This window comes from Stenotrophomonas sp. YJH_SMC_81, assembly GCF_059370875.1.
Map to the genome: position 1 here is coordinate 359,723 of NZ_JCAFUB010000004.1, position 26,006 is coordinate 385,728.

Genomic DNA, 26,006 nt, shown 5'->3' on the forward strand with positions numbered 1-26,006 from the left:
ATGACCGAATTCGTCGTCGCCATTCCGGCCCGCTTTGCCGCCTCGCGGCTGCCGGGCAAGCCGTTGCGCCCGCTGGGCGGTGAGCCGCTGGTGCTGCATGTGGCGCGCCGCGCGCTGCAGGCCGGTGCCCGCGAGGTCTGGGTGGCGACCGACGACCCACGCATTTCCGATGCACTGTCCGGGTTGGCCGAGGTGAAGGTGGCGATGACCGCGACCACGCATGCCTCGGGCACCGATCGCCTGGCCGAGTGCGCACGCATTGCCGGCTGGGCCGATGACACGGTGGTGGTCAACCTGCAGGGCGACGAACCGTTCGCGCCGGCGACCGGCATCCGCGCGGTGGCAGATGCGTTGGTCGCTGGCACTGCGCCGATGTCGACTCTTGCCACGACCGTCGAGGACGCACACACCCTGTTCGACCCGAACGTCGTGAAGCTGGTGCGCAACGTGCGCAACGAGGCGATGTACTTCAGCCGCGCGCCGATCGCCTGGCACCGCGACGGCTTTGCACGCAGCCGCGACACGCTGCCGGACGGCCACGACTGGCTGCGCCACATCGGCATCTATGGCTATCGCGCCGGCTTCCTGCAGCAGTTCGCGGCGATGCCGCCGGGCCAGCTGGAGCAGGTCGAATCGCTGGAGCAGCTGCGCGTGCTGGAAGCGGGCTACCCGATCAGCGTGGCGATCTCGCCCGAGCCGTTCCCGCCGGGCATCGATACCCCCGAGGACCTGGAGCGCGCCGAGGGGCTGCTGCAGGCGATGGCCGCGCGATGAGGCTGCTGGTCGTCTGCCTCGGCAACATCTGCCGTTCGCCGATGGCCGAAGGGGCGCTGCGCGCACGCCTGGATGCCTCGCCGCTGGCCGGGCGGGTGCAGGTCGATTCGGCCGGTACGGGCGACTGGCACGTGGGCGAGCCGCCGGACCGCCGCGCGATCGCCTGCGCGGCCGGACACGGCGTGGACATTGGCGGCCTGCGCGCACGTCAGCTGCAGGCGGTGGATTTCGACCGTTTCGACTGGATCCTGTGTGCCGACGAGACCAACCTGCGTGATGCCGGGCGCCTGGCGTCGGCGACCCAGCGTGAACGGCTGGCGTTGTACCTGCCCTGGTCCGGCGGGCAGGGGCGGGTAGCCATCCCTGACCCCTACACCGGCGGCAGCGATCATTTCGAACAGGTCTGGTCGCTGGTCGACGATGCTGCAAAACGTGCGGTGGCACGACTGTTGCATGGCGCCGACTCCGGCATAATCAGGTCATGAACGTCCAGCCCGTCCCGGACCTGCCCGAATTCGCCACCTGGCTCAATGCCACCCCCTGCACCCTGACCGAACTGCGCGGCCGGCCGGTCGCGCTGCTGTTCGTCAATGCGGCCTCCGCCTGGAGTGCGCAACGCCTGGCCGAGTTCGGTCAATGGATGTCGCGCCACCCGGGCAAGCTGCAGCCGCTGGTGCTGCAGGTGCCGCGTTTTGATTTCGAACGCGATGCCACGGCCGCACTGAAGCTGCTGCGCCGTCAGGGCCTGAGCATGCCCGTGCTGCTCGATGCCGACTGGGATGGCTGGCGCCGCTTCGGCGTTACCGCCTGGCCGACGATGGTGCTGCTGGACGCGCAGGGCCGCGAACAGCAACGGCTGGTCGGGCAGGGCGCGCCCGGTGAACTGGAGCGCGCCTTGAACGCGCTGTGCCAGGGTGCACCTTCGGCGCCGCCGCGTGGCGGCAGCGAACTGCATCCGGAACCGCGCCAGGCCCTGCGCTTCCCGCAGGGCCTGGCGGTCAGCACCGAACGCCTGTACATCGCCGACAGCGGCCATCACCGCATTCTCGAATGCAGCCATGGCGGCCGCATCCTGCGCCAGTTTGGCCTCGGCACCGCCGATTTCATGGACGGCAACCTCGCCGAAGCGGCATTCCACCGCCCGCAGGCGTTGGTGCTGGAGCGCGATTCGCTGTACGTCGCCGACACCGGCAACCACGCGGTGCGCCGTATCAACCTGCTGACCGGCATCGTCGACACGTTGTGCGGCAACGGGCGACCCGGTGCGCCGGTGGAAGGCCCGGTCGCGCAGGCGCGGCAGGTCTCGCTGGACCATCCGGTTGGCCTGGCCATCGCCGACAATCAGCTGCACATCGCGATGGCCGGCGACAACCGCATCTGGAGCTATCACCTGGGTCAGCGCAGCCTGCAATGGCGCGCCGGCAGTGGTTCCATCGACGAGCGTGATGGCAGTGGCCATCTGGCTGCCTTCGCGCAACCGACTGCGCTGGCCGTAGTGCAGCAGGTGCTGTACGTGGCCGATGCACTGGGTTCCTCGATCCGTGCACTGCAACTGCGTGGTGACCTGGTGCAGACACTGGTCGGGCAGGGGCCGTGGCGCTTCGGCAGTGAAGACGGCCCGCGCGCGCAGGCCAGCCTGCAGTTCCCGCAGGCGATCGCACTGGGCGCGGACGCCCCGCTGCTGTGGATCGCCGACACCGGCAACGGTCGCCTGCGCACGCTGCGCCTGGGCGGCGGTGAACTGACCACCCAGCCGCTGCCGCGCCGCCTGCACGGCCCGGCTGGCCTGGCCGTGGGCGCAGGTGCGGTGTGGATCGCCGAGACCGACGCCCATGCCGTGCTGCGATTCGACCCCGACAGCGGCGTGCTCAGCGAAGTCCCGATCAGCGAATGACCGACGTTCCCGCCCCGGCCTTCGACGGCAAGGCTTTCGCGGCCCAGCTCAGCACTGCCCCCGGCGTGTACCGCATGTACGCGGCCGACGACACCCTGCTGTACGTGGGCAAGGCGCGCGCGCTGCGCAACCGCGTCGGCAGCTATTTCAACGGCAGCCCGAAGAACGCGCGGATCATGTCGATGATCTCGCAGATCACGCGCATGGACGTGACCGTGACGCGCTCGGAAGCCGAGGCGTTGCTGCTGGAGAATCAGCTGATCAAGTCGCTGTCGCCGCGCTACAACGTCTCGCTGCGCGACGACAAGACCTACCCGCATGTGCTGCTGACCCGCGAGGACTGGCCGCGCATCGCCCTGCATCGTGGCCCGCGCGCCATTCCCGGCCGCTATTTCGGGCCGTATCCGGGCGTGACCGCAGTGCGCGAAACGCTGAACCTGATGCACAAGCTGTTCAAGCTGCGCAGTTGCGAGGACAGCGTGTTCCGCAACCGCTCGCGGCCGTGCCTGCAATACCAGATCGGCCGCTGCAGCGCGCCCTGCGTGGAGCTGGTGCCGGCGCCGGACTACGCCGAGTCGGTGCGCCGCGCTGCGCTGTTCCTGGAAGGCAAGAGCGACGAACTGACCCGCGAGCTGGGCGAGCAGATGCAGGCCGCCAGCGAGGCGCTGGAGTTCGAGCAGGCCGCGCGCCTGCGCGACCTGATCTCCTCGCTGCGCAGCATGCAGACCCGCCAGTACGTGGACGGCCGCGCCGCCGACCTGGACGTGCTGGCGGTGGCCATGCAGGGTTCGCAGGCCTGCGTGCTGCTGCTGGCCTTCCGCGATGGCCGCAACCTCGGCACCCGCCCATTCTTCCCGCGCACCAACGGCGAGGAGAGTCCGGAGGAAGTGCTGGCCGCGTTCGTCTCGCAGTACTACATCGAATTCGAGCCGCCGCGCGAGATCCTGCTGGACCGCGAAATTCCCGACGCCGACCTGCTGGTCGCCGCGCTCTCGGCCTCGGCCGAGCGCAAGGTGCAGCTGAAGTGGAACGTGCGCGGTGAACGCGCCGGCTATGTGGAGCTGGCCAGCCGCAACGCGCAGCTGACCCTGGCCACCGAGCTCAACAGCCGCAACGCACAGCACGCACGCAGCGACGCACTGCGCGAGATGCTGGGCTTGGCCGAGCCGGTCAAGCGGGTCGAGTGTTTCGATATCAGCCACACCTTGGGCGAGGCTACCGTGGCCTCGTGCGTGGTGTTCGATGCGGCCGGCCCGGTGCGTGCGCAGTACCGCCGCTTCAACATCAGCGGCATCGAGCCGGGCGACGACTACGCCGCGATGCGCCAGGCCATCGACCGCCGCTTCCGCCGCGCGGTGGAAGAGCAGGGCGTGCTGCCGGACGTGCTGCTGATCGACGGTGGCGCCGGCCAGCTGGCGCAGGCGCAGGCCGCACTGGCCGACCTGGGCGTGGAAGGCGTGCTGCTGGTGGGCGTGGCCAAGGGCGTGGAGCGCCGCGCCGGCCACGAAGCGCTGGTGATGCCCGATGGCCGCGAGCTGCGCCCGGGCGCGGCCAACCCGGCGCTGCAGTTCATCCAGCAGGTGCGCGACGAGGCGCATCGCTTCGCCATCACCGGCCACCGTGGGCGCCGCCAGAAGGCACGGATGACCAGCAAGCTGGAGGATATCCCCGGCATCGGGCCGCGCCGCCGCGCCAGCCTGCTCAAGCATTTCGGCGGCCTGGTGGGCCTGAAAGCCGCTGGTGAAGCGGAAATCGCCAAGGTGGAAGGCATCAATGACGCCCTCGCGGCACGTATCTACGCTAACCTGCACGGGTTGGCCACGCCCGATGCGGCCGAGTAGAGAGAGAAGCACGCAAGCATGAAGTTGACCCTGCCCACCTGGCTGACGTTGTTGCGGATCGTGATGATCCCGGTGCTGGTGCTGGTGTTCTACCTGCCCTACACCTGGACCAACTTCGCTTCGGCGGCGATCTTCGGCCTGGCCGCGATCACCGACTGGCTCGACGGCTGGATCGCACGCCGTTACCAGCTGGAGTCGGCCTTCGGCGCGTTCCTCGACCCGGTTGCGGACAAGCTGATGGTGGCAGTAGCGCTGTTCCTGATCGTGCAGGGCCATCCGACGCCGTGGATGGCATTCTGGGCGGCGGTGATCGTCGGCCGCGAGATCGCGGTATCGGCGCTGCGCGAATGGATGGCCGAGCTGGGCCAGCGCGCCAAGGTGCGCGTGGCGATGATCGGCAAGATCAAGACCACCGCGCAGATGGTCGCGCTGCTGTGCCTGCTGTATTCGGTGGCACCGAACGTGCCGGTGGAAGACATCTGGATGGGCTGGCCGGTGTTCCACATCGGCGACTGGACCCTGGCGATTGCCGCCGTGCTGACCCTGTGGTCGGGCCTGCAGTACCTGCACGCGGCCTGGCCGAGCCTGCGCGATGACGAGCGTGCCGCGCGCGAGCGTGCACGGCAGAAGAAGCTGGGCAACTGAGCCCGGGGTCGTATCCCTTTCCGAAGGAAAGGGCTCTGACCCCATTGATGCGCCCATCCACGCATGGCGTGGATCTACTGGAAATGCTGCATCCACGAAGGATGCGAATCTATCGGTTTGCGGGGATGCTGTAGTAGATCCACGCCATGCGTGGATACGCGGTGCAAGGCGCCTCGCAGGCCTCGAAAAAACCGCTTGACGCCATTCCCAGAACAGGTAGAATTTCGCCTCCCAAGCGGGAATAGCTCAGTTGGTAGAGCGCAACCTTGCCAAGGTTGAGGTCGCGAGTTCGAGTCTCGTTTCCCGCTCCAGATTCAAGAAAAACGCTCCCGGAAGGGGGCGTTTTTCGTTCTGCGGTCGTCCCGCCGGCAATCAGTCTTCGTCCTGCGCCGATGCACGCGAACGCATGCCGGTGATGTCTGAAATCCGCCATCCCTCGCCAACAATCCACCGCTTCATCCCGACTTCACCCACACCCCATCGCCCTACCATCCGCGCTGGCGAACCTGCATCTCCGATTCTCCACGGCGATGCAGCCATGCCCCAAACTCCCTCCGCCTACGACCACGATGTGGTCATCGTCGGCGCCAGCTTCGCCGGTGCCGCCTGCGCGTTGGCTGCTGCTCAATACGGCTTGCGCGTCTGCGTGCTGGAACGCAAGACCGACCCCGGCGAGCGCCTGCACACCACCGGCATCGTGGTGAAGGAAGCGATGGAGCAGACCTGGCTGGGGCGCATGCCCGAACATCTGGTGCAGCGGGTCGCCAACGTGCGCCTCTATGCGCCGAACCTGCGCAGCGTATTGCTGGCCGCACCGGGCTATTACTTCCTCACCACCGATACGCCGAACGTGATGCGCTGGCTGGCCAGCGAACTGCGCGCGAACGGTGTCGACCTGCGCCTGCAGCAGTCCTTCACCGACGCTCGCCGCTGTGGTGACGGCTGGCAGGTCGAAGGGACAGGGCGCTGCGCCTATCTGGTCGGCGCAGATGGCGCACGCTCACGCGTTGCCCAGCGCACCGGGCTTGGCCAGGTGCGTGACAACCTCTACGGCGTCGAGCGTGAGTTCGCCGGCCTGCAGGTGACAGAGGGCGACGCGTTGCATTGCTTCCTCAGCAAGCGCTTTGCACCGGGCTACATCGGCTGGGTCGCGCAGAATCCGACCGGCCTGCAGGTCGGGCTGGCCCTGCGTCATGATCCGCGACAGGCGCGGCCGCTGGATATTGATGGTTTCCTTGAGCATGTGCGCGATGTGGTCGGCATCCCGCCATCTGCGCGTCCCTCGGCCACCCGCGCTGGCCTGGTGCCCTGCGGCCGACCGGATGGGCCGATCACCGGCCAACGCGTGATCCTGACCGGCGACGCGGCGGGCATCGTCTCGCCGCTCTCCGCAGGGGGCATCCACTCCTCGTGGCGGCACGGCTGGGCGGTCGGCGAGGCGATGGCCCGCCGTCTGCGTGGGCAGGGGCCGGAAGCGGAACGGGTGGCGCGGCAGGTGGCGCCGGCGTTCCATGGCAAGCGCCTGCTGCGCTGGGCAATGGATCATCTGCAGGCCGACTGGCCGCTCAACGCGCTGCTGCACACGGCGGCCACGCGGCGCATTGCCGAGCAGGTCTACTTCCACCGCCGTGGCCTGCGCACGTGACGCGCGCTTTGCAAGTGTAATTCCAGAATTCTGTATTTATATATTTGAATGCGCAAATAAGACACAAAATTCGGGAGTTAAATCAATTGAATGGAGTTGGGGTTAATTCTATAATTTTGGGTGCTAAATGGCATAGACAGGGGATCATGCACGCTATGTTGGATTTAAGCTTGAGCAAGCCCAGCGAGGTCGTCAAGCGACTCTGCGGGCGCTTGCGTACAGAACGCATGGCGTTGGGCATGACACAGTCGGATCTGGCCGGGCGTGCCGGCATTGGTACCAACACCGTGTCCAACCTGGAGGCCGGGCGCAATGTTGGCTTCGAGGTGGTGGTCCGCGTGGCGATGGTCCTTGGTCGGATCAACGAGCTCGAAGGCCTGTTCCAGCCAAAGTTGGACAGCATCGAAGACATTCGGCGCTACGAAGAGGCTGCGAACCGCCTCCGGACGAAGAGGAAGCCCCGTAATGCCTGAACAGGTGAAGGTCTTCTACGAAGGGTGGGGAGAGCGATGGCACTGGGGAACGCTGATCTCCAGCATCGCCCTGACCGGTCGTCCGCTGATCGCGTTCGAGTACAGCAACGAGGCCCGGCGAAGGGGACTGGAACTGTCTTCGTACAAGCTGCCGCTGGCCGGCCCTCCGTTGCGGCGGGATTTTCCGGACCATCAGCTGCAACTGCCCGGGCCTGTGTATGACGCGTTGCCAGACGGCTGGGGCATGCTGCTGATGGACCGCATGTTCAGGCGCCGCGGAATCAACGCAGCACGCATTGGCCCGCTCCAGCGGCTGGCCTATATCGGTGGCAACGCGATGGGGGCCATGACGTTTGAGCCCGTGGCGCCCGAAGGTGAGGCGCCGAAGGTCCATATACCGCTCGAGCAGCTTTCCGCGGAAGTGCAGCAGGTGCTCCACGGAGAAGGTGGTGAATTCCTGCAGACCTTGCTGCTGGTGGGTGGTTCGCCCCAAGGTGCAAGGCCCAAGGCCCTGGTCTATCGCGATCCGCGATCGGGCGCGTTCACCACGGCCGTCACGCCCGGCTTCGAAGCCTGGTTGATCAAGTTCCCGGCCAGAGAAGAGCATGCCGAGGTGTGCGCCATCGAAATGGTCTACGCCGAGTGCCTGCGCAGGTGTGGCATCGAGACCCCGGACACGCAGTACTTCAGCCTGCCCAACGGGCTGGCCGCGTTCGCCAGCAAGCGCTTTGATCGCCACGATGGGTTGCGTGTGCCGATGCAGAGTCTTGCTGCATTCACGGGCGCCAACTACCAGACGGCGGGGTCGCTGGACTATGTCAACTTCCTGCGCGCGACCCGGTTGTGCACCAATGACGTGCGGCAAATGGCCGTAGCCTTCGAACGTGCGGTCTTCAACGTTGCGTTCAACAACCGGGACGATCATCCGAAAAACTTTGCCTACATCATGTCGCCGGATGGGCAATGGCGTTTGGCTCCGGCCTACGACGTGACCTTCTGCGAAGGACCCAACGGATATCACCAGATGGACGTCATGGGGGAGGCACTGGAGATTTCCCGTGCTGACCTGCTTCGCCTTGCCGAAGAGGCAGAAGTGCAGCACGCGGACGCCAGTCTGGCGATTGGCAGCATTTGCGACGTGGCCAGCCAATTCACGGAAATCGCCAACAGCATGTACTCAAACGCTATTGCTCAAGACACCTTGATCATGATCCAGGGGCGCATCAACGAGAACGTAGCTCTGTTGCGGGAAGTCCGGCGTGGCCTGCGGACCTGAGGGCCGGGTCCAAGGGCCTGAACGCCGCCCCACAATGCGGCCGAAAATTCCTGTTGACGCCGTGCAGCAATATCGACACAATAGCGCTCCTTCGACGCAGGTCGAACGAAATCTGCGGGAATAGCTCAGTTGGTAGAGCGCAACCTTGCCAAGGTTGAGGTCGCGAGTTCGAGTCTCGTTTCCCGCTCCAGATTCAAGAAGAACGCTCCCGAAAGGGAGCGTTTTTCGTTTGTCACACCGGTTGCACCACCACCGCGCCAGCGTGCCTTGCCGGGCAGGGCGCTGCACCAGGTCCGGGCATTCTGCCGGTCGAAACCGGGGCAGCGGTTGTCCTGCGGGATGTAGACGTAGGGAACGTCATCCTCGTAGGTGAAGTGGTAGTAGTAGGTGCGGTCCTTCCCATACAACCAGTAGTTCGACGAGCCGTCGTTGATCGCATACGGCTCGAAGGTGAGGATCGAGGATTCGGCGGGAATGAAGTTGCTGCGCTCCATCAGTAGCAGCAGGGCGTTCGAGACCAGTGGGGTGGTCAGGACGAGCACGATCACACCGACAGTCGCTGTCGTGATCGAGCCAATCAGCAGCCAACGGCGAGGGTGTTTCACGGTCGTGCAGCATCGAAGCAAGGAATTACCGCAATGTGCAATACGCCGTGGAAGTCGTCCAGTGTTCCGTGCCGGGAACGCATTGAAAGCGTAGTGAAAGTCTGGGTCGGCGTTGCCTGAACCACACGCGTGCTGTGACCTTTTTCGGACGATTTCTCCATGTTCGCTCCACAATCGCACGGTAGCCTTCATGCTCCTTCTACACGTTGGCGGGCTGGTGGTCAGGCGTATCACTCCAGTGGCAGTGCCCAGGACCGGGCGCGGACTCTTCCTGCAGGCAGTGCTGCGCCCGGGCACGCTGCTGACCAGCCTGGCGCTGGCAGGTTGCATGTCGGTGCCGGCTCCGGACCTGCCTGACCGCACACCCACCGCCTGGACCCAGGTGCCGCAGGGCCAGGGCGTGGCGGTGGATGCCAGGCAGTGGTGGAAGGTGCTGGCCGACCCAGCGCTGGATGGCCTGGTCGACCGGGCCATCGCCGGCAACCTTGATCTGCAGCAGGCCACGTTGCGCCTGCAGGCAGTGCGGATCGTCGCCGGCGCCTCGGATTCGCGCTTCCTGCCGGAAATCTCGGCCAGCGCCAAGCAGGTACAGGACGCCGCCGCGGTCGACACCTATTTCCATGCAGGCATCGAAGCGATCTGGGACCTGGGGCTGTTCGGCGCCGCCGAGAGCGCGCAGCTGAGCGCGCAGGCCTCGGCCGGCAATGCCGAGGCGTTGCGCAATGCCGCGCAGGTGGCGGTGATCGCCGACGTGGTGCGCAGTTATCTCGACCTGACCGTGGCCCAGGCCCAGCAGGACCTGCTGGCCCGACAACAGGCCGTGGACGACCGCGGCGAACAGCTGGCGCTGGTCCGTCAGCGGCTGCGCCTGGATGAGCCGGGCGAGCTGCAACGGCTGCGCGCGCGGCAGGCGGCCACCCGTGCCGCCATCGCGCAGGCGCGGGAAAACGCCGACAACGCCGCCCGTGCGCTGGCATTGCTGCTGGGCCGCGATGGCCCGGATCCGGCCTGGCACGCCTATCGCACGCCGCCGACGCTGGGTGCGTTCACGCTGCAGCAGGTCCCGGCTGACCTGCTGCGACATCGACCGCAGATCCTGCTGGCCGAATCGGAGGTGATGCAGGCCGCCGCCAGCAAAGGCGCGGCGCGCGCTGCGATGTATCCGCGGATCAGCCTGGGTGGCTCGATCCTGTATGCCTACAACCTCACCCAGAACGCCCGTTCCAATTCCGACTCCAGCCCGTCGATCGGCCCGTACATCGATATTCCGCTATGGGACTGGGGCCAGCGTCGCGCGCGCTTCCATGCCGATGAGAAGCAACTGGACGCCGCGCTGCTGGGATACCGCAAGGCGGTGCTGGAAGGCGTGGGCGAAGTGGAAGGTGCACTGGGTAGCCTGGCGCGCCAGGACAGCAGCATCCAGTCGCTGCGTGTGGCCAATGATGCCGCCGACCAGCAGGTCAAGCGCCAGGCGCGGCAGGTGCAGCTGGGCCTGTCCAGCGAGTTCGACGGACTCGACACGCAACGCGCCGCACTCGCCTCGCAGGCTGATCTGATCGCTGCACAGGGTGCGCGCGTGCTGGCCTTTGCATCGTTGTACCGCGCCCTCGGCGGTGCCCCGCTGCCTGCCGAGGGTGAGGGCGAACCGCAATGATCGCACTCGCGCGCAAGACCCTGGCCTATGAGTGGCGCCGGTTCCTGCCGGTGGTGCTGGCGATGTGTTTCGCCGGTGTGCTGTTGATCGTGCAGGCCGCACTGGTGCTGGGCATCTTCGGTACCGCCGCGATCTACGTGAAGGCGTCCTCGGCCGATATCTGGGCTGGTTTCCCCGGCACCCAGAGCGTCAATTACGGCCATGCAATCAGCGCGGATGTGGAAAGCCATCTGCGCATGGACCCGGATGTCACCCGCGTCGAGCCCTACGAGTGGGTCGATGGCGAATGGCGGTCCGGCGCGCAGGGCACCGGCAATGTGTCGGTGTACCTGTCCGGCATCTCCACCCGGGACGACGCGATGATGTTCGCGCGCATCCTCCCTGCGAACCTGCGCGCGCAGCTTCGCGAGCCGGGTGCGGTGATCGTCGACAGCGCCGATCTGGATACGCTGGGCGTGGACCTGCAGAACAACCGTGCCTGGATCAATGGCAAGGCGGTGCGCGTGGTCGCTGCACAACCGGGCCTGCGGGGCCTTGGTGGTGTCAACGTACTGGCCTCGCTGGACACCGCGCGCGCCATCGCCGGCACCGACCCACACGCGGGAAGCACCTATTTCGTGGCGGGCCTGCGCTCGCCGGACCTGGCCGACCGCGTGCGTGACCGCCTGGCCGCGTCGATGGGCCAGGCCGCACCGGTCGAGTTCTGGACCGCGCCGGCGTTCGCCAGCCGTTCGCAGCAATACTGGCTGTTCGACACCGGCGCCGGCATCGCGGTGCTGTTCATGGCCGTCATCGTCTGCTTCGTCGGCGCGGTGATCACCAACCAGTCGTTCGCCTCGGTAGTGGCAGGTTCGGTGCGCGAGTACGCCACGCTCAATGCGCTCGGTGCAGGCCGCTATGCGCTGGCACGGGTGGTGTTCGAGCAGGCATTGCTGATCGGTGGCGTAGGCATGCTGCTGGCGGCGGCGTTCAGCACGGTGGTGCTGCTGATCGCGCAGACCCAGCGCGTACCGGTGCAGCTGACGCCGATGGTGATCCTCGGCTGCGTGGCGCTGGTGGCGGTGATGGCCATGCTCTCCAGCATCATGGCGGTGCGCAGCGTCGTCCGCTCCGATCCATCGTTGCTGCTGCGTTGAGGACCGGCCGATGACTTCCACACGCGCCATCGCCCCGACCCTGCAGGCCGAAGCATTGGAAAAAGGCTTCATGTCCGGTGATGTGCAGGTGCCGGTGCTGCGTGGCCTGTCGCTGGACATCTATCCCGGCGAGCTGACCCTGGTATCCGGCCCGTCCGGCTGCGGCAAGAGCACGCTGCTGTCGCTGCTGTCCGGCCTGGCCGCACCCGATGGCGGTCGCGTGCATGCGCTGGGCCAGGACGTGGGCCACATGACCCGCAGTGAAGTGGAGCGTTTCCGCCTGCACCATGTCGGCTTCGTGTTCCAGGGCTTCAACCTGTTCCCGGCACTGACTGCGTTGGAGCAGGTACAGCTGCCACTGGGCTACCGCGGCATGCGCAATCGCGAAAGCGAGCCGCTGGCCCGCATGGCTCTGGAAGAAGTCGGCCTCAGCCACCGCAGCCACATGCGCCCGGCGCAGCTGTCCGGTGGCGAGAAACAGCGCGTCGCTGTCGCCCGCGCGTTCGCCAAGTCGCCGACGTTGATCTTCGCAGACGAACCCACCAGCGCGCTGGACGCCGAGAACGGTCAGCGCGTGATCGACATCCTGCATCGCTACGCACGTGCGCAGGGCGCCACCGTGCTGTGCGTGAGCCACGATCCGCGCCTGATCCGGCATGCCGATCGGGTGATCGCCATGGAAGACGGCATGGTCCGTGACGACCGCCGCCAGAACGAAACCGTAGAGTCCGCCCCATGACCAAGACGTCGCATCTGCTTCCCCTCAGCCTGGCCCTGTCCGCGGCACTGCTGCTCGGCGCCTGTTCCAGGGAAGCGCCCACCGCTGCATCGGCCCCCTCGGGCAAGGAGGGTACTGCCGCCGCCGGCAAGGTCGCCGTGGCGCGGGGCATCATTGACGTCGAAGGTGGCCTGATCGCACTGGCACCGCCGGTGGATGGCTCGATCACTGCAGCGCCGGTGAAGGAAGGCGCCACGGTGAAGAAGGGGCAGCTGCTGCTGTCGCTGGATGGCGCCCTGCTGCAGCAGGAAGTGGCAATGGCCACCGCCGATCTGGCCTTGGCCAATGACCGCCTGAAGGGCAGCCAGGCGCAGCTGCGCGAACTGGAACGCAACGCCACCCGCCTGTCCACGGGCGCCAGCGAAGGTGTGTCCTCGAACCAGCAGGCCGATGCGGCCAAACAGCAGCTGGCCGGTGTGCGTGCCGATGTCGACGTGGCCGGTGCGCAGGTCGACATGGCGCAGCACAAGCTGGAGCACGCGAAGCTGAGACTGCAGCAGATGTCATTGAGCGCGCCGGAAGCCGGCACCGTGGTCGGCCAGGTGCCGGGCGTCGGTGCCTTCGTGCAGGCGGGCAAGCCGGTGATCTCGTTGTTGCCGGCGCGCCCGCTGCAGGTGCGCGCCGAACTCAGCGCCGCCTACGCCGATGCCGTGCAGGTGGGCATGAAGGCTACTGTCGTGCCGGATAGTGATGGTGCGGAGAACACGGGCACGCTGCCGCCTGCACGCGTGGTGCGCATCAGTCCGGTGTTCGCGCAGGCACGCCTGCCTGAAGATGCAGGGCGTGGCGTGGCCAAAGTGGTGGAGTGCGTGCTGGAGTTCGATGGGCAAGCCAAGGCGCGCTTCGGCCAGCACGTGCGGGTGGAGTTCCGGAAGTAGGTCTCTAGCGCTGCGGCGGGGGAGTCTGTGGTGACCCGCGCCGGCAGAGCGTCCGCCACGCGCTCACCGCCGACACCACGCACAGCGCCAGCAGCAATCCCACGTCCAGCAGCAGCAACCACAGCAGGTGCATGCCTTGTACCGGAGGCTGGTGCATCGCCGACAGCATCCACGGTATCGACCAGACCAGCAGCAGGGCGAAGGCGATTAGCAGGCGCAGCCACAGGCGTTTGAGTTTCCACGGGCGCACGATCAGCGCCGCCACCACCAGTTCAACCGTGCCCAGCAACGCGAACACGATGACGGTGCTGGTCGGATAGGGCAGCTGGGCGCCTTCCAGGCGATGCAGCAGCCAGTAGTCCGGAGTGAAGCCAGCATTGACCAGTGCGGCGATCAGCGCCAACCAGGTCAGCGCGACCAGCAACCAGAACAGGCGGACGTAGCGTCTAGGCATCGGCGGTGTCCGTGCTTGGGCGGGGCAGCGTACCCCAACCCGGACGCTCGTGACCGCATGATGTGAAGGCTGTTGACGGCGTGAAGGAATTTGGACACAATAGCGCTCCTTCGACGCAGGTCGAATGGAATCTGCGGGAATAGCTCAGTTGGTAGAGCGCAACCTTGCCAAGGTTGAGGTCGCGAGTTCGAGTCTCGTTTCCCGCTCCAGATTCTACAGGGCCCCGGTAGGGGCCTTGTTTTTCTCCCGCCCCGGCAAGGCAGGGCACGTTGGGCCACAAGGCTTTACGCGCAGTCAGAAAAGTGAAATCGCTGGTGTGTTTTCCGGATTTCCGGTAGCATGTCGGCTTACGCGGGAATAGCTCAGTTGGTAGAGCGCAACCTTGCCAAGGTTGAGGTCGCGAGTTCGAGTCTCGTTTCCCGCTCCATGTTCCGACAGGCCCCATCTTGGGGTTTTGTCTTGTCAGGGCTGGGTTCCTGGCGCGCAGTACGTTGGCCTCATGGCAGAGTGGCTATGCACCGGATTGCAAATCCGTTTACAGCGGTTCGATTCCGCTTGAGGCCTCCAAATAAAGCCCTGATTTATTAGGGCTTTTTCTTTGCCTGACGTTTGGCGGTGCTAGCCAAAATCCCCTGATTCGGCCCTGAAATCATCGGTCTGCCACCCGTTTTCGGGTGGCAAACTCGCGTTAACATGTGCCGAGTGCGTTTACGTGAGTTTGAGCAGGGATGGCAACCAAGCGACGCCGGGGCGACTCCTGGCAGTACACGATCAAGCGGGCGGGACTGCTGCCCCATCGAAGTGACCATCTAGCAAGACAGGGCGCCGCCCGAATGCCGGCAAGCATCCGGGCAGCGCCGCAACACAGGTGATCTCAGCACCTGGCATTGGCCGTGGCCCCATCGCCCTCGCGAGGGCGGCGGGATTGTCGGCTTCCCCTATCGCAAATACTGAGAAACCATGCCAAAGCCAATCATTTCCTGGCCGGGCGGCAAGCGCCGTCTACTGAGGCACATCTATCCGCACTCCCCGACGCACGATTGCTATACCGAGGTGTTTGTCAGGGGGGGCTCTTCTGATGATAGACCTTGACAAGAGGGGGCGCGGCTGATTCAACTGGCAGTGCAAGTGCAGTTGGCGTCGCTGGATTCCCGAACCGCGCCGGGGCTTCGCCAATGGAAGTAAGTGTATCTGCTTTCTGTCGTTACTAAATGGATGTCCTTTGGTTATTTTCAAGGAGACGATTATGAAACGGATGTTATGGTCATGTGCTCTATTTGCAGGCTTGGTGCTCCCATTGAGTGCGAAGGCCGAGTGGGTTTGTCGAACACAATCGGGCGAGGTATCTGTCGGTGGCGGAGACGCTCATCAGGAGCCTGATATTCAGATATGTGAGTGGGTCGGTGGTGGAACGCCGCCAGGGGGTGGGACCGGCGGTGGATCAGGGGGGCAGTACTGCCCAGTGCTATTGATGTCGAAGCCGACCGGCTGCACGTCAGAGATTCCTGTGCAGGGTGCGGATTATGCTGCTGACAAGTTCATGTTGGGGTCTGGTCTCGCTACTGCTCTGTCTAATCTTTCGAATGGCAATATTTCGCCTCAGGCTCGGGCTCAAATTCTTTCCGCACTAACTAAGCATACGGCGGATTACTCTGATATTCGAAAGTCGGTCAATGATAATAATACTGCGCTGATTGATGGGATGGTGCAGGCGTGCGACTATCAGAGGCAGTTCGATCTCGCGAATCCCCCAATGTCTCCGTATCCGGGTGGAGTTTCACCAGGGCTCAAGGCTTGCCTTGGGACGGTGGAGCGCCTTAATGCTGAAGCAAATTTGTCTTTCACATCGTTCTTTCAGGCTTGGCTTAATCGCACGGGGATTGTTCTCACTGATTTAGGGATTCCTCAAACGGTGATCAATTGGTTTGCACCTGAAAATTCGCTTTCGGTGAAGATCGAGGCGGCGAATGAGCAGAACGCGTGCAATCTTTGGTTTGGTGAGGTGCGACGAAATGGATGCTAAGATTCGGTTTGTGTTTGCAATCGCCATGGCCTCAATGGTTGTGGCGAATCTGGTTGGGTGCAAGAAGTCTGAAACTACTGATTTTGACCATCCTGTTGCGGAGTCGCCAGCGAAGGTCAACGATGATCAGCAGGGGGCTGAGGGAGGGCGGGGTGGATCCAAGGGGGTCGCCGGCCTGCCTCCAAGTGCACTCCAGCAATATTATGCATGTAGGGCAGATGAGGGGTCATGCAACAGGGATCCGCTGGTTGCGGCAAGCCCTGAGGAGGCACAATGGTTGCAGGCCAGGGGATACCCAACGCCCGATCAGATCAAGAGTTCTCTTGCGGCTAGCACTGAGTCTTTGAGGCTTGCGGCGGAAAATTCAGGGTCACTCGTTGACAAAAGCCTATATGGACAGGCTTTGTTGAGGGATGGCAAGTACAGGGATGTGGTGGGGTCGATGGTTGATAGCTTCGTGCGCGAAGGAAATATCTATGGTCTGTATCTAACGTCAGATGCCTATATGCAATCGGAGGAGTTGATGAATCCTCCTCTGGCAATGGCGTACTTGCGACTAGCCTATCTCGCTGGGGATTCAAAAGCAGCTGGTGTTCTTGAGGCGAAATTCGGCCAGATGACCCCTCCCGAACGTGCTTTTGCTGATCGCAGGGCTGCAGATTTGAAGAAGAACATGGCGCCGGACGGATCTTGGCCGAGGCCGTAGTTGGTTGCTTGGCTATCTGGCCCGTCTTCGACGGGGCTGTCAAAGCGATTACCTGTAGTAGCGCCGGCGTCGCTAAGGTTTGCGCCGTTGAGTGCATGATCCGTTGGCGGACTTGTAACTCAGCGTCTCTAGAAGCAGGGGCCGCATTCGCGGCCCCTGCTTATTTGTGCGTCTGATTGACGCTTCACTTCTTGCGGCGACGCAGGATGCTAAACACTGCCGCAATGATGCCCACCGGAATCAGGAAGACCGCCATTAGGATGACCCAATGCCAGATGCTTAAACCACCCATGCTTTGTATCCGTATGTAGCGACCCTTGGATGGTAGCATCTTGAAGTCGACGCTTCTAAAGCGGGGTAGCACCCGCGCGATTCGCATCTTATAGGGCCGATCAACCTCGCTGCATTTGGGGCCGCACGTTGCTCCGCGTGGGGGTGCGTGAGCTACGCCGCGCCGGCACAGAGTCGAGTCAGGCTCGACCCTGTTGCTTTAGGTGGCTAGGGTCAGCAGACACTCTGCAGAGCCAGCTAAACGGGTCCGCGATTGGCTTCGAACAGCAACAACTCGACGGCCTTGATCGCTGCCTCGCGCCGGATCTCACGTTGGCTGCCTTGATTTCCAGGCTTGTTCAGAATCACGGTCACCTGAACATCGCCGTCCACAGTGAGGGTCAGTGTAGATGACGTGTCGTCGCCAACGAATCTGCCATTCACTAAGGTTTCGTCGCTCATGTCCTATTCCAGAGGGCTTTGGGAGCCACACCGTAGCGAGGACCAATCGCGCCAGCTGAGACTAGGGTGGGGCGCTTCGGCACGGCGTGGACGCCGCAGTAGGCGCCCGTTGCGTTCGCAGGATCTGCGACGGCCGGTCGCTATGCTTCCGCACATGCACCATTCGTATGGCAATCAATGCTTCCGCGCCGCTCCGATCTCTTCTGGCGGGGCTCAGTTGGGGCACCGCTGGGCGTTGTGGTGGAACGGCCGGAAGATCGCCAATGTCAGGTGCAGCAAGGATGGAGCCTTACATCCGCCTGGATGCGCGCCAGGTGTGGCAGGCCAAGGACGCTCCTGCGGCCAGTACCTGGAAGGGCCGGTGCTGCCGAGAGCGAAAGACCCGATGAAGGCGTGGATTGGGCTTGGTCGGAGCGAGCTGGGTCGAAAGTAAGGCGTAGTACGAGGCATTTCCTTTGGCATGGAGCAATTTGGCTGATGATGCGCTATAAGCTACGGCGCGATCACGCATGGAAGTGCCAGGGGGCGCAATGGAAATCAAAGGTGCAGTTGTTCACAAGCTGGGCAAGGACCAGCATTCGTCGGGACCTGGAAGCGTGCAGGTTCACCTGCGCGACAATCCGCTCCCGTTGGATAGCACGCTTACTTCGGTCTGCTCGCAGACTTTGAATCTGTTCCAACGTAAAGGAAATAACACCGGAACATTCGGTGTTGATGAGGATATTCACAGATTCCCTGTGCGCGTTGGGGAGTTTATAAAGTTTCAGTTGACCTTCAGTGAATTCACTGCGCATGTGGTCAAGATCATCGGCGATAAGATGGAGCAGGCTCCGCTTTCAAATGGGGGGCACGCCTTCTTCGTTCACTACACTTCGGGTGGTGATGAATTTCTGCTGATCGCCATGCTGAAGCTGCGTGAAGGTGCAGGTATTGACGAGGTTAGCTTGGACTTGATGCCCACTCTGGTGATTGACACGGATAAGCTCCATGAGGCCGCAAGGCTTAATGTTACTAGGTGGCAGTTCGGGGAGGAACCCTATCTTACTTTTATTAAGGGGCGCGGAGCTGATGAAGTTACTGCTTACTTCCGAGAGGCGCTTTCGTGCGTCGTCTACACCAGTAGTAAGCATCACACTTCGCAGATGATTGCGGCGGCCAGTGCATATGTGACAAGCCTGCCTTTACTTGATCAAGAGGCCAAGAAAAAGGTGTGGACTGAGGTGAGGGAGCGTCTTTTCGATTGCTTTTCATCTAATAAAGAAGAGGTGGTTCTCGCTGCAATCGCGGTTGCGGTCGATCCGCTGCAACCCCATCTATTCGAGGAGTACGTTACGACAGGGGTGGGGGCGGGTACCTATCAGGTTAGCCATCAATTCAAGCCTGATCGGACGACTTATAGCAGTCTGCGTCGTATTCGTGGGAAAATGGGAACAGTGGCCGTAGCTTTCGAAGTTGAGGATGTGCGCCAGGGACGCGTTGCGTACGACGATAATAGCGACGCACTCCTGATATTCGGACCCTCTGCGGATTTGAAGAAGGAAATCGAGGACAATGTCACACCTGGTCCCTGATGATGCGCAATCTGCGGCAATATGGCTTCTAGACGAGCTGGAAGAGGTAAAGCCGTCTGCTTTGGATGACGCTCTGCTGCAGGGGCGGCTTTCTAGAGGCCATGACTTCTCCGGCGTGGTCGAGCGCTTGGGGCGGGTAGCGCCGCGACTGATAGCAGGCACTGATGAGCGAGAACGCCTTATTACCTTCACCCCTCAGAATGCAGGAGTGTATGCGTCGCTGTCGGAACTCTTGTGCACTAGTGTCAGTCATCGAAGGAGCGTCCCCAGCCGCTTTTTCCTTCGTGATAGTCGGTACTCTGGGCCCGGTGCGCGCGACGCTGCTCCGCCCGACGTTGCAAGCTATTATGACATGATCTGCTTGTCTGAGATTGTCAGGGACGTAGGGGACTATCCTTCAGCAGCGGAAAAATTTATTAATTTTGTGGTAAGGCCGGACGCAAAATTTCGTGTGGAGATGGATTTTTCGGTGACGGAGTTGGTTTCCATCGATGGGGTTGAGGAGTTTTTGTCAAGCTTTCTTCATTCTGATTTTCACGCCGAGGAGAAGCGAGATATTGTGCGGGATTGCTTGGCGGACCTCGCAAAGGGAATAGCTACGATTCCGCTTGCCATGGTGGCTCGTGGATTCGATGTGGTCATGAAAAACTCGCGGGCATCGTATGCGTTGCTACTCGCAAAGTTTTCGGCAGCGTCCGTTCAGAAAGAAGTGGATAAGCAGAACTTGGAAGATACCTTGCGCCTCAATAAAACGTTTTCCGAGATACAGAATCAGCTTTTAGCGTTGCCCGCAGCTATTCTTGTCGCGGGCGCAACGTTTGAGGCTGGGAAGGTTTATAGGAATGCTGCAATTTTTCTGGGTGTGGCCGTATTTGTAGTTCTGATGTTTCTTCTGATTAGGAATCAAAGAAACTCTGTGTCTGCGATCAGTGCTGAAATCGCGCTTCGGAGAAGGAATCTTGAAGGCCAGCCCGATGCTGTGTCGGCCATGTACATCCCCGCTTTTTCGGCGTTGGAGAAGCGGGCCGAGACCCAACAAAGAACGCTGACCGTCGTACTCATCCTTTCGGTGGTGGTTTTCGTCTTCGCCGCATACGCCTCCTTGGATAGCGCATTGGGTGGCAGCGTCAGCGCGGGCGGACTGGCGCTAGTGAAGCTTGCATTCTGTCTGCACTGAAGTTGCGAGCTCGCCGTGGGCATTCCGCTCGCCGTCGGCAGAGGCGCGTTATGCAGGCGCCGCGTGAACCCTGCAATGGTAAGAATGGGCTTTCTTAATAGCCCTATCGCGCGCAAAGAAGGTGGCGTATTGGGTGTCTTTGTTGGTTAAGTCATTGATTTGTAATTTCTTGCACCGGATTGCAAATCCGTTTACAGCGGTTCGATTCCGCTTGAGGCCTCCAATTGAAAAGCCCTGACTCCGGTCAGGGCTTTTTTGTTGGCTGCGATCGCTTTCGCGCTCGCACGATCGTTGCGCGGCTGGCGGTCAGTCATGGCGGCGGCGGCGGCGCTACACTTGCCTGATGAACCAGATTGATCACTTCCGCGGCGCCTTGCTCGGCCTCGCGTGCGGCGATGCCGTCGGTACCACGCTGGAGTTCAAGCCTCGTGGCAGCTTCACCCCGATCACCGACATGGTGGGTGGTGGGCCGTTCCAGCTGCAGCCGGGGCAATGGACCGACGATACCTCAATGGCGATGTGCTTGGCCGAGAGCCTGGTGCGTTGTGACACCTTCGATGTGCACGATCAGATGAACCGCTACGCCAACTGGTACCGGCATGGGTACTGGAGTGCGACCGGCGAGTGCTTCGATATCGGTATGGCAACGCGGGCTGCCATCGACCGGTTCCTGCAGGACGGCCAACCGCTGGCGGGGAGTGACGACCCACGCAGCGCCGGCAATGGCTCGATCATGCGTTTGGCGCCGGTGGCATTGCGCTACGCCGGGACTCGCGATCTGCAGGCAATAGCCGAGCTGAGTTCGCGAACGACCCACGCTGCGCAGGAGTGCCTGGAGGCGTGCCGCTTGCTTGCCGTCGCGCTGGAGCGGGCATTGGCAGGTGGCACCCGTGACGCGGTGCTGGATCTCAGCAATGTCCCCGTCGAGAGCGCGCGGCTGCAGCAGATCGCGGCGGGCGGCTACCGCGGTGCCACGCGTGAGCAGATCCGTGGCAATGGCTATGTTGCCGACAGTCTGGAAGCTGCACTCTGGTGCTTTGATCGCCACGACACCTTTGAAGCCGTCGTACTCGAGGCGGCCAATCTTGGCGAGGACGCCGACACCACGGCCGCCATTGCGGGGCAGCTGGCGGGCGCATTCCATGGTGCGCGCGGAATCCCCGGGCGGTGGTTGCAGCGGCTGGCCCTGCGTGCCGAAATCCAGGCGCTGGCCGATGCGCTGCACGCCTTGAATCAGGGCAGCGACTGCGCTGCGTGAGTCGGGTTCCCTGCCTGTGAACTGCGCCGGCAGGACGCTCCCTGCGGCCGCCATTTCCGACGCCGTGCTGCATCGGTTGCAGCAGTTCGCCGCGCCCGGGTCGCCAGTCTCAGCCGGCCACGACATGGAAAGGCGCTATGGTCGAGTTCCACGTCTCAGGGAGCCGCAATGGCGAGCAAGGACATCACGCGTCGTTCCAGCCACGGAGCGAAACGGAAATGAGCAAAGTCACGGCAGATGTGCGCTGGTTGACCTTCCGCTTGAAGAACGGGCAATCCATTGGCCCGGATCGGCTGAAGGACGGATGGGTCATCGCCTCGGAAACCGCCCGCTGCGGGGTGCGCCGCGAGCATATCGAAGGGTCGGGCCTGGTGTATGCCCTGTACGCGCCGGCCAACCTGGCCTCACCACGGCGCGCGGAAATGCGCATGCGCGAATTCCTGATGAGCTCGGGCTACACCTTCACGATGGGCACGCTGGGCGGCTGACCTGCGCGTGGGCCGCGATTGCTCAACGCTGCGCGGCCTTCAACGCCTCGATGATCTGCGCGCCGGAGAAGCCACAATGGCCTTCGCCAACGGGCGGCAGCACCTGTGGCAGCGGACGGGCGCCGGCCCGTGCGGCCATCTGCGGATACACCGTCTGCATGCGCGGCAAGATCGTCGGGTCGTTGTTGTTGAACTGGATCACCAGCGGTCGCCTCAACGCACCGCTCAATGCCAGCTCCCTGCGGACAGCGGCCTGCGCGGCAGGCACAGCATCGACACGTTGCACGCCGGCATTGAACGCCATGTCGTCACCGAAGCCGCTGTAAGCCACACCTCTGTTGCCCACCGGCATGCCGCCACTGCGCGTAGCCAGTTCGTGCAGGACCAGTGCATGCAGGCTGATCGTGCCGGCCAGTGCATCAGCGGACACCTGCAGCCGCTGTGCCAGCAACGCGGCATGCGAGGGGCTGCGTTGCAGCGCATTGGAGATGCCCTGGTACAGTTCGCCCTGTGGCAGCGCAGCCGCTTCGCGTGAGACCAGGCCCGCAGCCGGCAGGCCTTCGGCCTTGGCAAAGAAGTAATCGAAAGCGACCAGCGTGGTCAGCAGATCACTCGCGATCTGTTCGCCACTGAGATTGGCGCCGCATAGCGACACACCACCGGCGTAGTGTTGCGGGAACCGTTCGAGGCTGGCGAGGGTCACGGTGCCGCCCATCGAAAATCCCAGCATCCAGATATGGCGCACATGCTTGAGTTCAGCCATTGCATGCCGGCGCAGGCGTTCCATGTCGGTGATCGCATCGGCCACCGCCCAGCCCTGACTGGCATAGGCGCTCTGCGCGACGGCGTAGCCTGCAGCCAGCAATGGCGCGGTGCCGTCATTGGCAGCCATCGGCGTAGCACGTGGCATGCCTACCGGCTCGTAGCCGTGCGCCAGCATCACCAGGTCACCGTTCCAGTCGGCCGGCACGTCCAGGCGCCACGGCGCGCCCTGCAGCTCGCCGCTCAGCGTGCGTGCCGCCGTTGGCGCTGACGCCAGCAAGGTCGTCGAAGGCAGCAGCAGGCCGAGGGCGAGGGCGCATCGAAGCAGGGCGGGCATCGGGGTCATTCCATGCGGGAATGACCCCGAGCATAGATGCCAGCGAAATGTTGCGCGCGCTGCACTGCCGCAGGAAGGGCGGGCTGGGGGGCGCCCGCTCCCGGAATTGATCACGTCCGCTACGGGAGGATTCCGATACGATGTGTCGCCTTGATCTCTTTCTACTTTACCCAGGGTCCCGTCATGGTCGACCGTCTCGCCATTCTGCTTGAACGCTTTGCGGTTACCGCCTCGGTGTTCCATGCCGGCGCGCTGTGCGGCATCAACTCGCTGGCGGGCGAGGATGACGCCGGGCAGCTGCATCTGGTGCGACGTGGCCCGTTGCAGGTCAGCCATGGCCAGCAGACCGTCCAGGTCGAGGTGCCGAGCCTGCTGCTGTACCCACGGCCGATGCCGCATCGGTTCAGCACCGATCCGCAGCACGGCGCCGACATGGCCTGCGCCAATCTGCATTTCGAGGGCGGGCGGCTCAACCCGATCAGCGCGGCGTTGCCCGATTTCATCTGCCTGCCGCTGGCCGATCTGTACGGCGGCAACGCAGCGCTGGAGCTGCTGTTCGAAGAAGCCTTCGAGCAGCGCTGCGGGCGTGCGGCGATGGTCAACCGGCTGTTCGAGGTGGTGATGATCCAGGTGCTGCGGCAGCTGATGGAAGGGGGCGAGATGCGTGGTGGCCTGTTTGCCGGGCTGGGGCATCCGCGGCTGCGGCTGGCGCTGGTGGCGATGCATGAGGCGCCCGCACAGTCCTGGACCCTGGAAGACCTGGCCGAGGTCGCCGGCATGTCACGCAGCGTCTTTGCTGCCAGTTTCCGTGAGGCGATGGGCACTACCCCGGGCCAGTACCTGCAGGGCTGGCGGGTGGGCCTGGCGCAGCAGGCGCTGCGCCAGGGGCGCCCATTGAAGCGGATCGCTGACGACGTCGGCTATGGCAGCGAAGCCGCACTGTCGCGTGCATTCAAGGCACATACCGGACAGTCGCCGCGGGAGTGGCGCGGACAGGCCCGCGCCGGCGCGGGCTGAGCCTCAGCCCAGCACCAGCCGGGCCAGTTTCATGCCACCGAACAGGCCAACCAGGCCCAGCGCCACCGAACCGCCGGCGTACAACGCTGCCAGGCCATGCTGGCCGCGCTGCAGCAGCAGACCGATTTCCAGCGCGTAGGTGGAAAATGTGGTGTAGCCGCCGAGGACGCCGGTGGCCAGCAGAAGGCGCAACTGCGGCGAGGCGCCATTGCGCAGGGCGAAGGCTTCGACCAGCGCGCCCATCAGCAGTGCACCGCTGATGTTGATCAGGAAGGTCGACCACGGCCACGGGCTGCCGACCGCTACCCGCGTACCGATCAGGTTGCAGGCATGGCGAAGGCAGGCGCCGAGCCCGCCGCCGATGAAGACCAGCAGATAATTGTTCAATGCGTGCATCACGTGCCTCGGTTGGGGGTTCGCTGATTCGATGGCGAACGCCGACGGCAGGCACGGCCCGCCATCGACGAAGACCGGTTCGTCCTGGCAGGAGCCATCAGCCCTTTCGGGCGGTTATCGGGGGAGCCCCATCCCCATCCGCGACCATGCTACCAGTGGTAGTGCATTCACGTCATCGAGGTCGTCAGCACCCGGATGACCTTGCTGCGGCTGAAGCCGTCCATCAGCAGTTCGAAGGCCAGCAGGTCCAGGGCCGCGTGGCGGCGATGGTCGATCTGCAATCCCTTCTCCTCCACCAGATGGCTGACCAGTTCATAGGCGTCCTGCCAGACATCCAGGTGGGCCTGGCTGGGGATATAGGTATTGCCCCGCTCACCGACGCCAAGCCCGCTCACGCCGTACAGCAGTTCACGCGCGTCCAGTTTGGCCGCATCGGCGATGCGGAACAGCTGTTCGGCCTTCACATGGGCGGGGCTGACATGGTCGTTGAGCCAGTTGCTGATGGTTGCCGTCGTCGAATCGGCGGCGCGGGCCAGATCGGCCGGGCGAGGGTGCCCGGCTTTCTTCATGGCAATGGCGAGTCGTTGGCCGAGAGTATTCATCTATGCAAGCCAGCTTAACGCGTGGATCGCAAAGTTCCCTTGTTCCAAGAATAAGTCTGGTTAACAGAAGGACCGACCGTGACCGAATTCTGGAGCAAGGGGCAGGTACGCGCCCGGCTGGGTTTCCGGACCGATGCCGAACTGGCGCGCTTTTTTGGCATAAGCCGATCTGCCGTGTCGCAATGGCCCAAGAACTTCCCGATTCCTGCGCTACGCCAATACATCCTGCATCAGCGCTATCCCAACCTGTTCCCCGCGACTGAGGCGACGCAGGGCGAGTAAGCCCCAACTACGCCGCCTTTTGTCGCATATAGCACTCTAAACAGTATTTGCTAAGTATGCTTAGCAATATTGGAAACTTCGATGAAACGGGGCTGGCCCATCGATGGCGCCTACCAGGGCGGGACCGGGGAAATCGGGGCAGTGTGTCGGGTCCGACCCATCCGGGCACCCCGTCTCCCCGTATGTGGTTTCGTGAACGATTAATAATTTCGATCACGAAAGTCGCGGTATGTAATTGACCTGTCGTGAAATCTATGACTAATTGGGATCAACCGGACGTGAAGCCCGGGAGTCTTTCAGTAGCTCGCAAGTGAGTCGGTAGACCGTCAACGATGCAGAACAAGTCCAACGGAGGTCGTATGGAATACGGCATGCATGGCTTGGCTGAACGGGTACGCCGCGAACTGGAAGCCAGTTATCACAAACACGGATGCGGTCCGGCGTTCTGGGATACCTACCAGCAGGTGCTGGACCGCCTGGTCCCGCAAGGGACCGAGCGTACCGAAGTTACCAATGAAATGGCGCTGATCATCGAGCAGCTGGGCATCGTCCGACGCGCGCAGCTGGTGCCGCCGCACGCCAACGGGCCGCGTTGATCCGTT

The 26,006-nt window shown here is 63.4% G+C and carries 26 protein-coding genes, 6 tRNA genes and 1 riboswitch; of the genes, 27 read left to right on the top strand and 5 right to left on the bottom strand.

What is annotated here, in order from left to right; genetic code table 11:
• From kdsB to AC5P8U_RS11180, 14 genes are all read left to right on the top strand, one after another.
• Positions 1-774, top strand: coding sequence for a 3-deoxy-manno-octulosonate cytidylyltransferase (gene kdsB, locus AC5P8U_RS11115; protein ID WP_088497722.1), 774 nt, complete (start codon positions 1-3; stop codon positions 772-774).
• The gene (locus AC5P8U_RS11120) at positions 771-1,259 is read left to right on the top strand and encodes a low molecular weight protein-tyrosine-phosphatase (RefSeq protein ID WP_072166737.1); all 489 of its coding nucleotides are present in this window, start codon (positions 771-773) and stop codon (positions 1,257-1,259) included. The genes kdsB and AC5P8U_RS11120 overlap by 4 nt, the downstream gene beginning before the upstream one ends.
• Complete coding sequence (locus AC5P8U_RS11125) at positions 1,256-2,668, top strand: hypothetical protein (protein ID WP_053500512.1); 1,413 nt, start codon at positions 1,256-1,258, stop codon at positions 2,666-2,668. Before AC5P8U_RS11120 ends, AC5P8U_RS11125 begins: the two co-directional genes overlap by 4 nt.
• Positions 2,665-4,509, top strand: a complete 1,845-nt coding sequence (uvrC, locus tag AC5P8U_RS11130) for an excinuclease ABC subunit UvrC (RefSeq protein WP_088497723.1) — start codon at positions 2,665-2,667, stop codon at positions 4,507-4,509. Before AC5P8U_RS11125 ends, uvrC begins: the two co-directional genes overlap by 4 nt.
• A gap of 18 nt (positions 4,510-4,527) precedes the next feature.
• Positions 4,528-5,154 (top strand): CDP-diacylglycerol--glycerol-3-phosphate 3-phosphatidyltransferase, encoded by a 627-nt coding sequence (pgsA, locus tag AC5P8U_RS11135; RefSeq protein WP_005412825.1) that lies wholly within the window; start codon positions 4,528-4,530, stop codon positions 5,152-5,154.
• Positions 5,155-5,389: 235 nt separating this feature from the next.
• Positions 5,390-5,465, top strand: a tRNA-Gly gene (locus tag AC5P8U_RS11140).
• A gap of 227 nt (positions 5,466-5,692) precedes the next feature.
• A complete protein-coding gene (locus AC5P8U_RS11145; protein ID WP_447897183.1) occupies positions 5,693-6,799 on the top strand; it encodes an NAD(P)/FAD-dependent oxidoreductase in 1,107 nt (368 codons plus the stop codon).
• 170 nt (positions 6,800-6,969) lie between these two features.
• Positions 6,970-7,272 carry a helix-turn-helix domain-containing protein gene (locus AC5P8U_RS11150; RefSeq protein ID WP_242015856.1) on the top strand — a complete coding sequence of 101 codons (303 nt, stop codon included), beginning with the start codon at positions 6,970-6,972 and terminating at the stop codon, positions 7,270-7,272.
• Positions 7,265-8,548, top strand: coding sequence for a type II toxin-antitoxin system HipA family toxin (locus tag AC5P8U_RS11155; RefSeq protein WP_088497726.1), 1,284 nt, complete (start codon positions 7,265-7,267; stop codon positions 8,546-8,548). Before AC5P8U_RS11150 ends, AC5P8U_RS11155 begins: the two co-directional genes overlap by 8 nt.
• 114 nt (positions 8,549-8,662) lie before the next feature.
• Positions 8,663-8,738, top strand: a tRNA-Gly gene (locus AC5P8U_RS11160).
• A 605-nt stretch (positions 8,739-9,343) separates the two neighbouring features.
• Positions 9,344-10,807, top strand: coding sequence for an efflux transporter outer membrane subunit (locus tag AC5P8U_RS11165; protein WP_088497727.1), 1,464 nt, complete (start codon positions 9,344-9,346; stop codon positions 10,805-10,807).
• On the top strand, positions 10,804-11,943 hold the full coding sequence (locus AC5P8U_RS11170) for an ABC transporter permease (RefSeq protein WP_447897181.1): 1,140 nt from the start codon (positions 10,804-10,806) through the stop codon (positions 11,941-11,943). Before AC5P8U_RS11165 ends, AC5P8U_RS11170 begins: the two co-directional genes overlap by 4 nt.
• A 10-nt stretch (positions 11,944-11,953) precedes the next feature.
• Positions 11,954-12,682: an ABC transporter ATP-binding protein gene (locus tag AC5P8U_RS11175; RefSeq protein ID WP_329846507.1), complete on the top strand. Its 729-nt coding sequence runs from the start codon at positions 11,954-11,956 to the stop codon at positions 12,680-12,682.
• Positions 12,679-13,599 carry an HlyD family secretion protein gene (locus AC5P8U_RS11180; protein WP_188241109.1) on the top strand — a complete coding sequence of 307 codons (921 nt, stop codon included), beginning with the start codon at positions 12,679-12,681 and terminating at the stop codon, positions 13,597-13,599. The genes AC5P8U_RS11175 and AC5P8U_RS11180 overlap by 4 nt, the downstream gene beginning before the upstream one ends.
• 4 nt (positions 13,600-13,603) lie before the next feature.
• Here AC5P8U_RS11180 and AC5P8U_RS11185 read toward each other — a convergent pair whose 3' ends face one another.
• Positions 13,604-14,053: a hypothetical protein gene (locus AC5P8U_RS11185; protein ID WP_188241108.1), complete on the bottom strand. Its 450-nt coding sequence runs from the start codon at positions 14,051-14,053 to the stop codon at positions 13,604-13,606.
• A gap of 133 nt (positions 14,054-14,186) precedes the next feature.
• Between AC5P8U_RS11185 and AC5P8U_RS11190 the strand changes: the two genes are divergently transcribed.
• From AC5P8U_RS11190 to AC5P8U_RS11210, 5 genes are all read left to right on the top strand, one after another.
• Positions 14,187-14,262: transfer RNA gene (locus AC5P8U_RS11190), tRNA-Gly, on the top strand.
• A 142-nt stretch (positions 14,263-14,404) separates the two neighbouring features.
• A tRNA-Gly gene (locus AC5P8U_RS11195) sits at positions 14,405-14,480 on the top strand.
• A 66-nt stretch (positions 14,481-14,546) separates the two neighbouring features.
• Positions 14,547-14,620, top strand: a tRNA-Cys gene (locus AC5P8U_RS11200).
• 904 nt (positions 14,621-15,524) lie between these two features.
• A complete protein-coding gene (locus AC5P8U_RS11205) occupies positions 15,525-16,076 on the top strand; it encodes a hypothetical protein (protein ID WP_438915165.1) in 552 nt (183 codons plus the stop codon).
• A complete protein-coding gene (locus AC5P8U_RS11210) occupies positions 16,066-16,782 on the top strand; it encodes a hypothetical protein (RefSeq protein ID WP_438915166.1) in 717 nt (238 codons plus the stop codon). The genes AC5P8U_RS11205 and AC5P8U_RS11210 overlap by 11 nt, the downstream gene beginning before the upstream one ends.
• 528 nt (positions 16,783-17,310) lie before the next feature.
• Here the strand turns inward: AC5P8U_RS11210 and AC5P8U_RS11215 are convergent.
• Positions 17,311-17,514 carry a hypothetical protein gene (locus AC5P8U_RS11215; protein ID WP_414616937.1) on the bottom strand — a complete coding sequence of 68 codons (204 nt, stop codon included), beginning with the start codon at positions 17,512-17,514 and terminating at the stop codon, positions 17,311-17,313.
• A 530-nt stretch (positions 17,515-18,044) separates the two neighbouring features.
• Here AC5P8U_RS11215 and AC5P8U_RS11220 point away from each other — a divergent pair.
• From AC5P8U_RS11220 to AC5P8U_RS11240, 5 genes are all read left to right on the top strand, one after another.
• A complete protein-coding gene (locus AC5P8U_RS11220) occupies positions 18,045-19,085 on the top strand; it encodes a nucleoid-associated protein (RefSeq protein ID WP_447897180.1) in 1,041 nt (346 codons plus the stop codon).
• Positions 19,066-20,262 carry a hypothetical protein gene (locus AC5P8U_RS11225; protein WP_447897179.1) on the top strand — a complete coding sequence of 399 codons (1,197 nt, stop codon included), beginning with the start codon at positions 19,066-19,068 and terminating at the stop codon, positions 20,260-20,262. The genes AC5P8U_RS11220 and AC5P8U_RS11225 overlap by 20 nt, the downstream gene beginning before the upstream one ends.
• Before the next feature lie 123 nt (positions 20,263-20,385).
• Positions 20,386-20,485: transfer RNA gene (locus AC5P8U_RS11230), tRNA-Ser, on the top strand.
• Positions 20,486-20,605: 120 nt separating this feature from the next.
• Positions 20,606-21,520 carry an ADP-ribosylglycohydrolase family protein gene (locus AC5P8U_RS11235; protein ID WP_447897178.1) on the top strand — a complete coding sequence of 305 codons (915 nt, stop codon included), beginning with the start codon at positions 20,606-20,608 and terminating at the stop codon, positions 21,518-21,520.
• Positions 21,521-21,738: 218 nt separating this feature from the next.
• Entirely contained in the window at positions 21,739-22,008 is a 270-nt protein-coding gene (locus tag AC5P8U_RS11240; RefSeq protein ID WP_005415995.1) for a hypothetical protein, read from the top strand.
• A 22-nt stretch (positions 22,009-22,030) separates the two neighbouring features.
• Here AC5P8U_RS11240 and AC5P8U_RS11245 read toward each other — a convergent pair whose 3' ends face one another.
• Positions 22,031-23,107, bottom strand: coding sequence for an alpha/beta hydrolase family protein (locus AC5P8U_RS11245; protein WP_188241106.1), 1,077 nt, complete (start codon positions 23,105-23,107; stop codon positions 22,031-22,033).
• Positions 23,108-23,290: 183 nt separating this feature from the next.
• Here AC5P8U_RS11245 and AC5P8U_RS11250 point away from each other — a divergent pair, with 183 nt between their 5' ends.
• Positions 23,291-24,124 (top strand): AraC family transcriptional regulator, encoded by an 834-nt coding sequence (locus tag AC5P8U_RS11250; protein ID WP_005415997.1) that lies wholly within the window; start codon positions 23,291-23,293, stop codon positions 24,122-24,124.
• Positions 24,125-24,127: 3 nt separating this feature from the next.
• On the opposite strand, the gene crcB is transcribed toward AC5P8U_RS11250, so the two are convergent.
• Positions 24,128-24,520, bottom strand: coding sequence for a fluoride efflux transporter CrcB (crcB, locus tag AC5P8U_RS11255; protein WP_072166715.1), 393 nt, complete (start codon positions 24,518-24,520; stop codon positions 24,128-24,130).
• Between the two features lie 81 nt (positions 24,521-24,601).
• Positions 24,602-24,665: riboswitch (Fluoride riboswitch) on the bottom strand.
• A 22-nt stretch (positions 24,666-24,687) separates the two neighbouring features.
• Positions 24,688-25,089, bottom strand: a complete 402-nt coding sequence (locus AC5P8U_RS11260; protein ID WP_061478466.1) for a helix-turn-helix domain-containing protein — start codon at positions 25,087-25,089, stop codon at positions 24,688-24,690.
• A gap of 111 nt (positions 25,090-25,200) precedes the next feature.
• Here AC5P8U_RS11260 and AC5P8U_RS11265 point away from each other — a divergent pair, with 111 nt between their 5' ends.
• Together AC5P8U_RS11265 and AC5P8U_RS11270 are read left to right on the top strand one after the other, a co-directional pair.
• Positions 25,201-25,404, top strand: a complete 204-nt coding sequence (locus tag AC5P8U_RS11265; protein ID WP_061478465.1) for a helix-turn-helix domain-containing protein — start codon at positions 25,201-25,203, stop codon at positions 25,402-25,404.
• A gap of 359 nt (positions 25,405-25,763) precedes the next feature.
• Positions 25,764-26,000 (top strand): hypothetical protein, encoded by a 237-nt coding sequence (locus tag AC5P8U_RS11270; protein WP_005416001.1) that lies wholly within the window; start codon positions 25,764-25,766, stop codon positions 25,998-26,000.
• Positions 26,001-26,006: the final 6 nt, after the last annotated feature.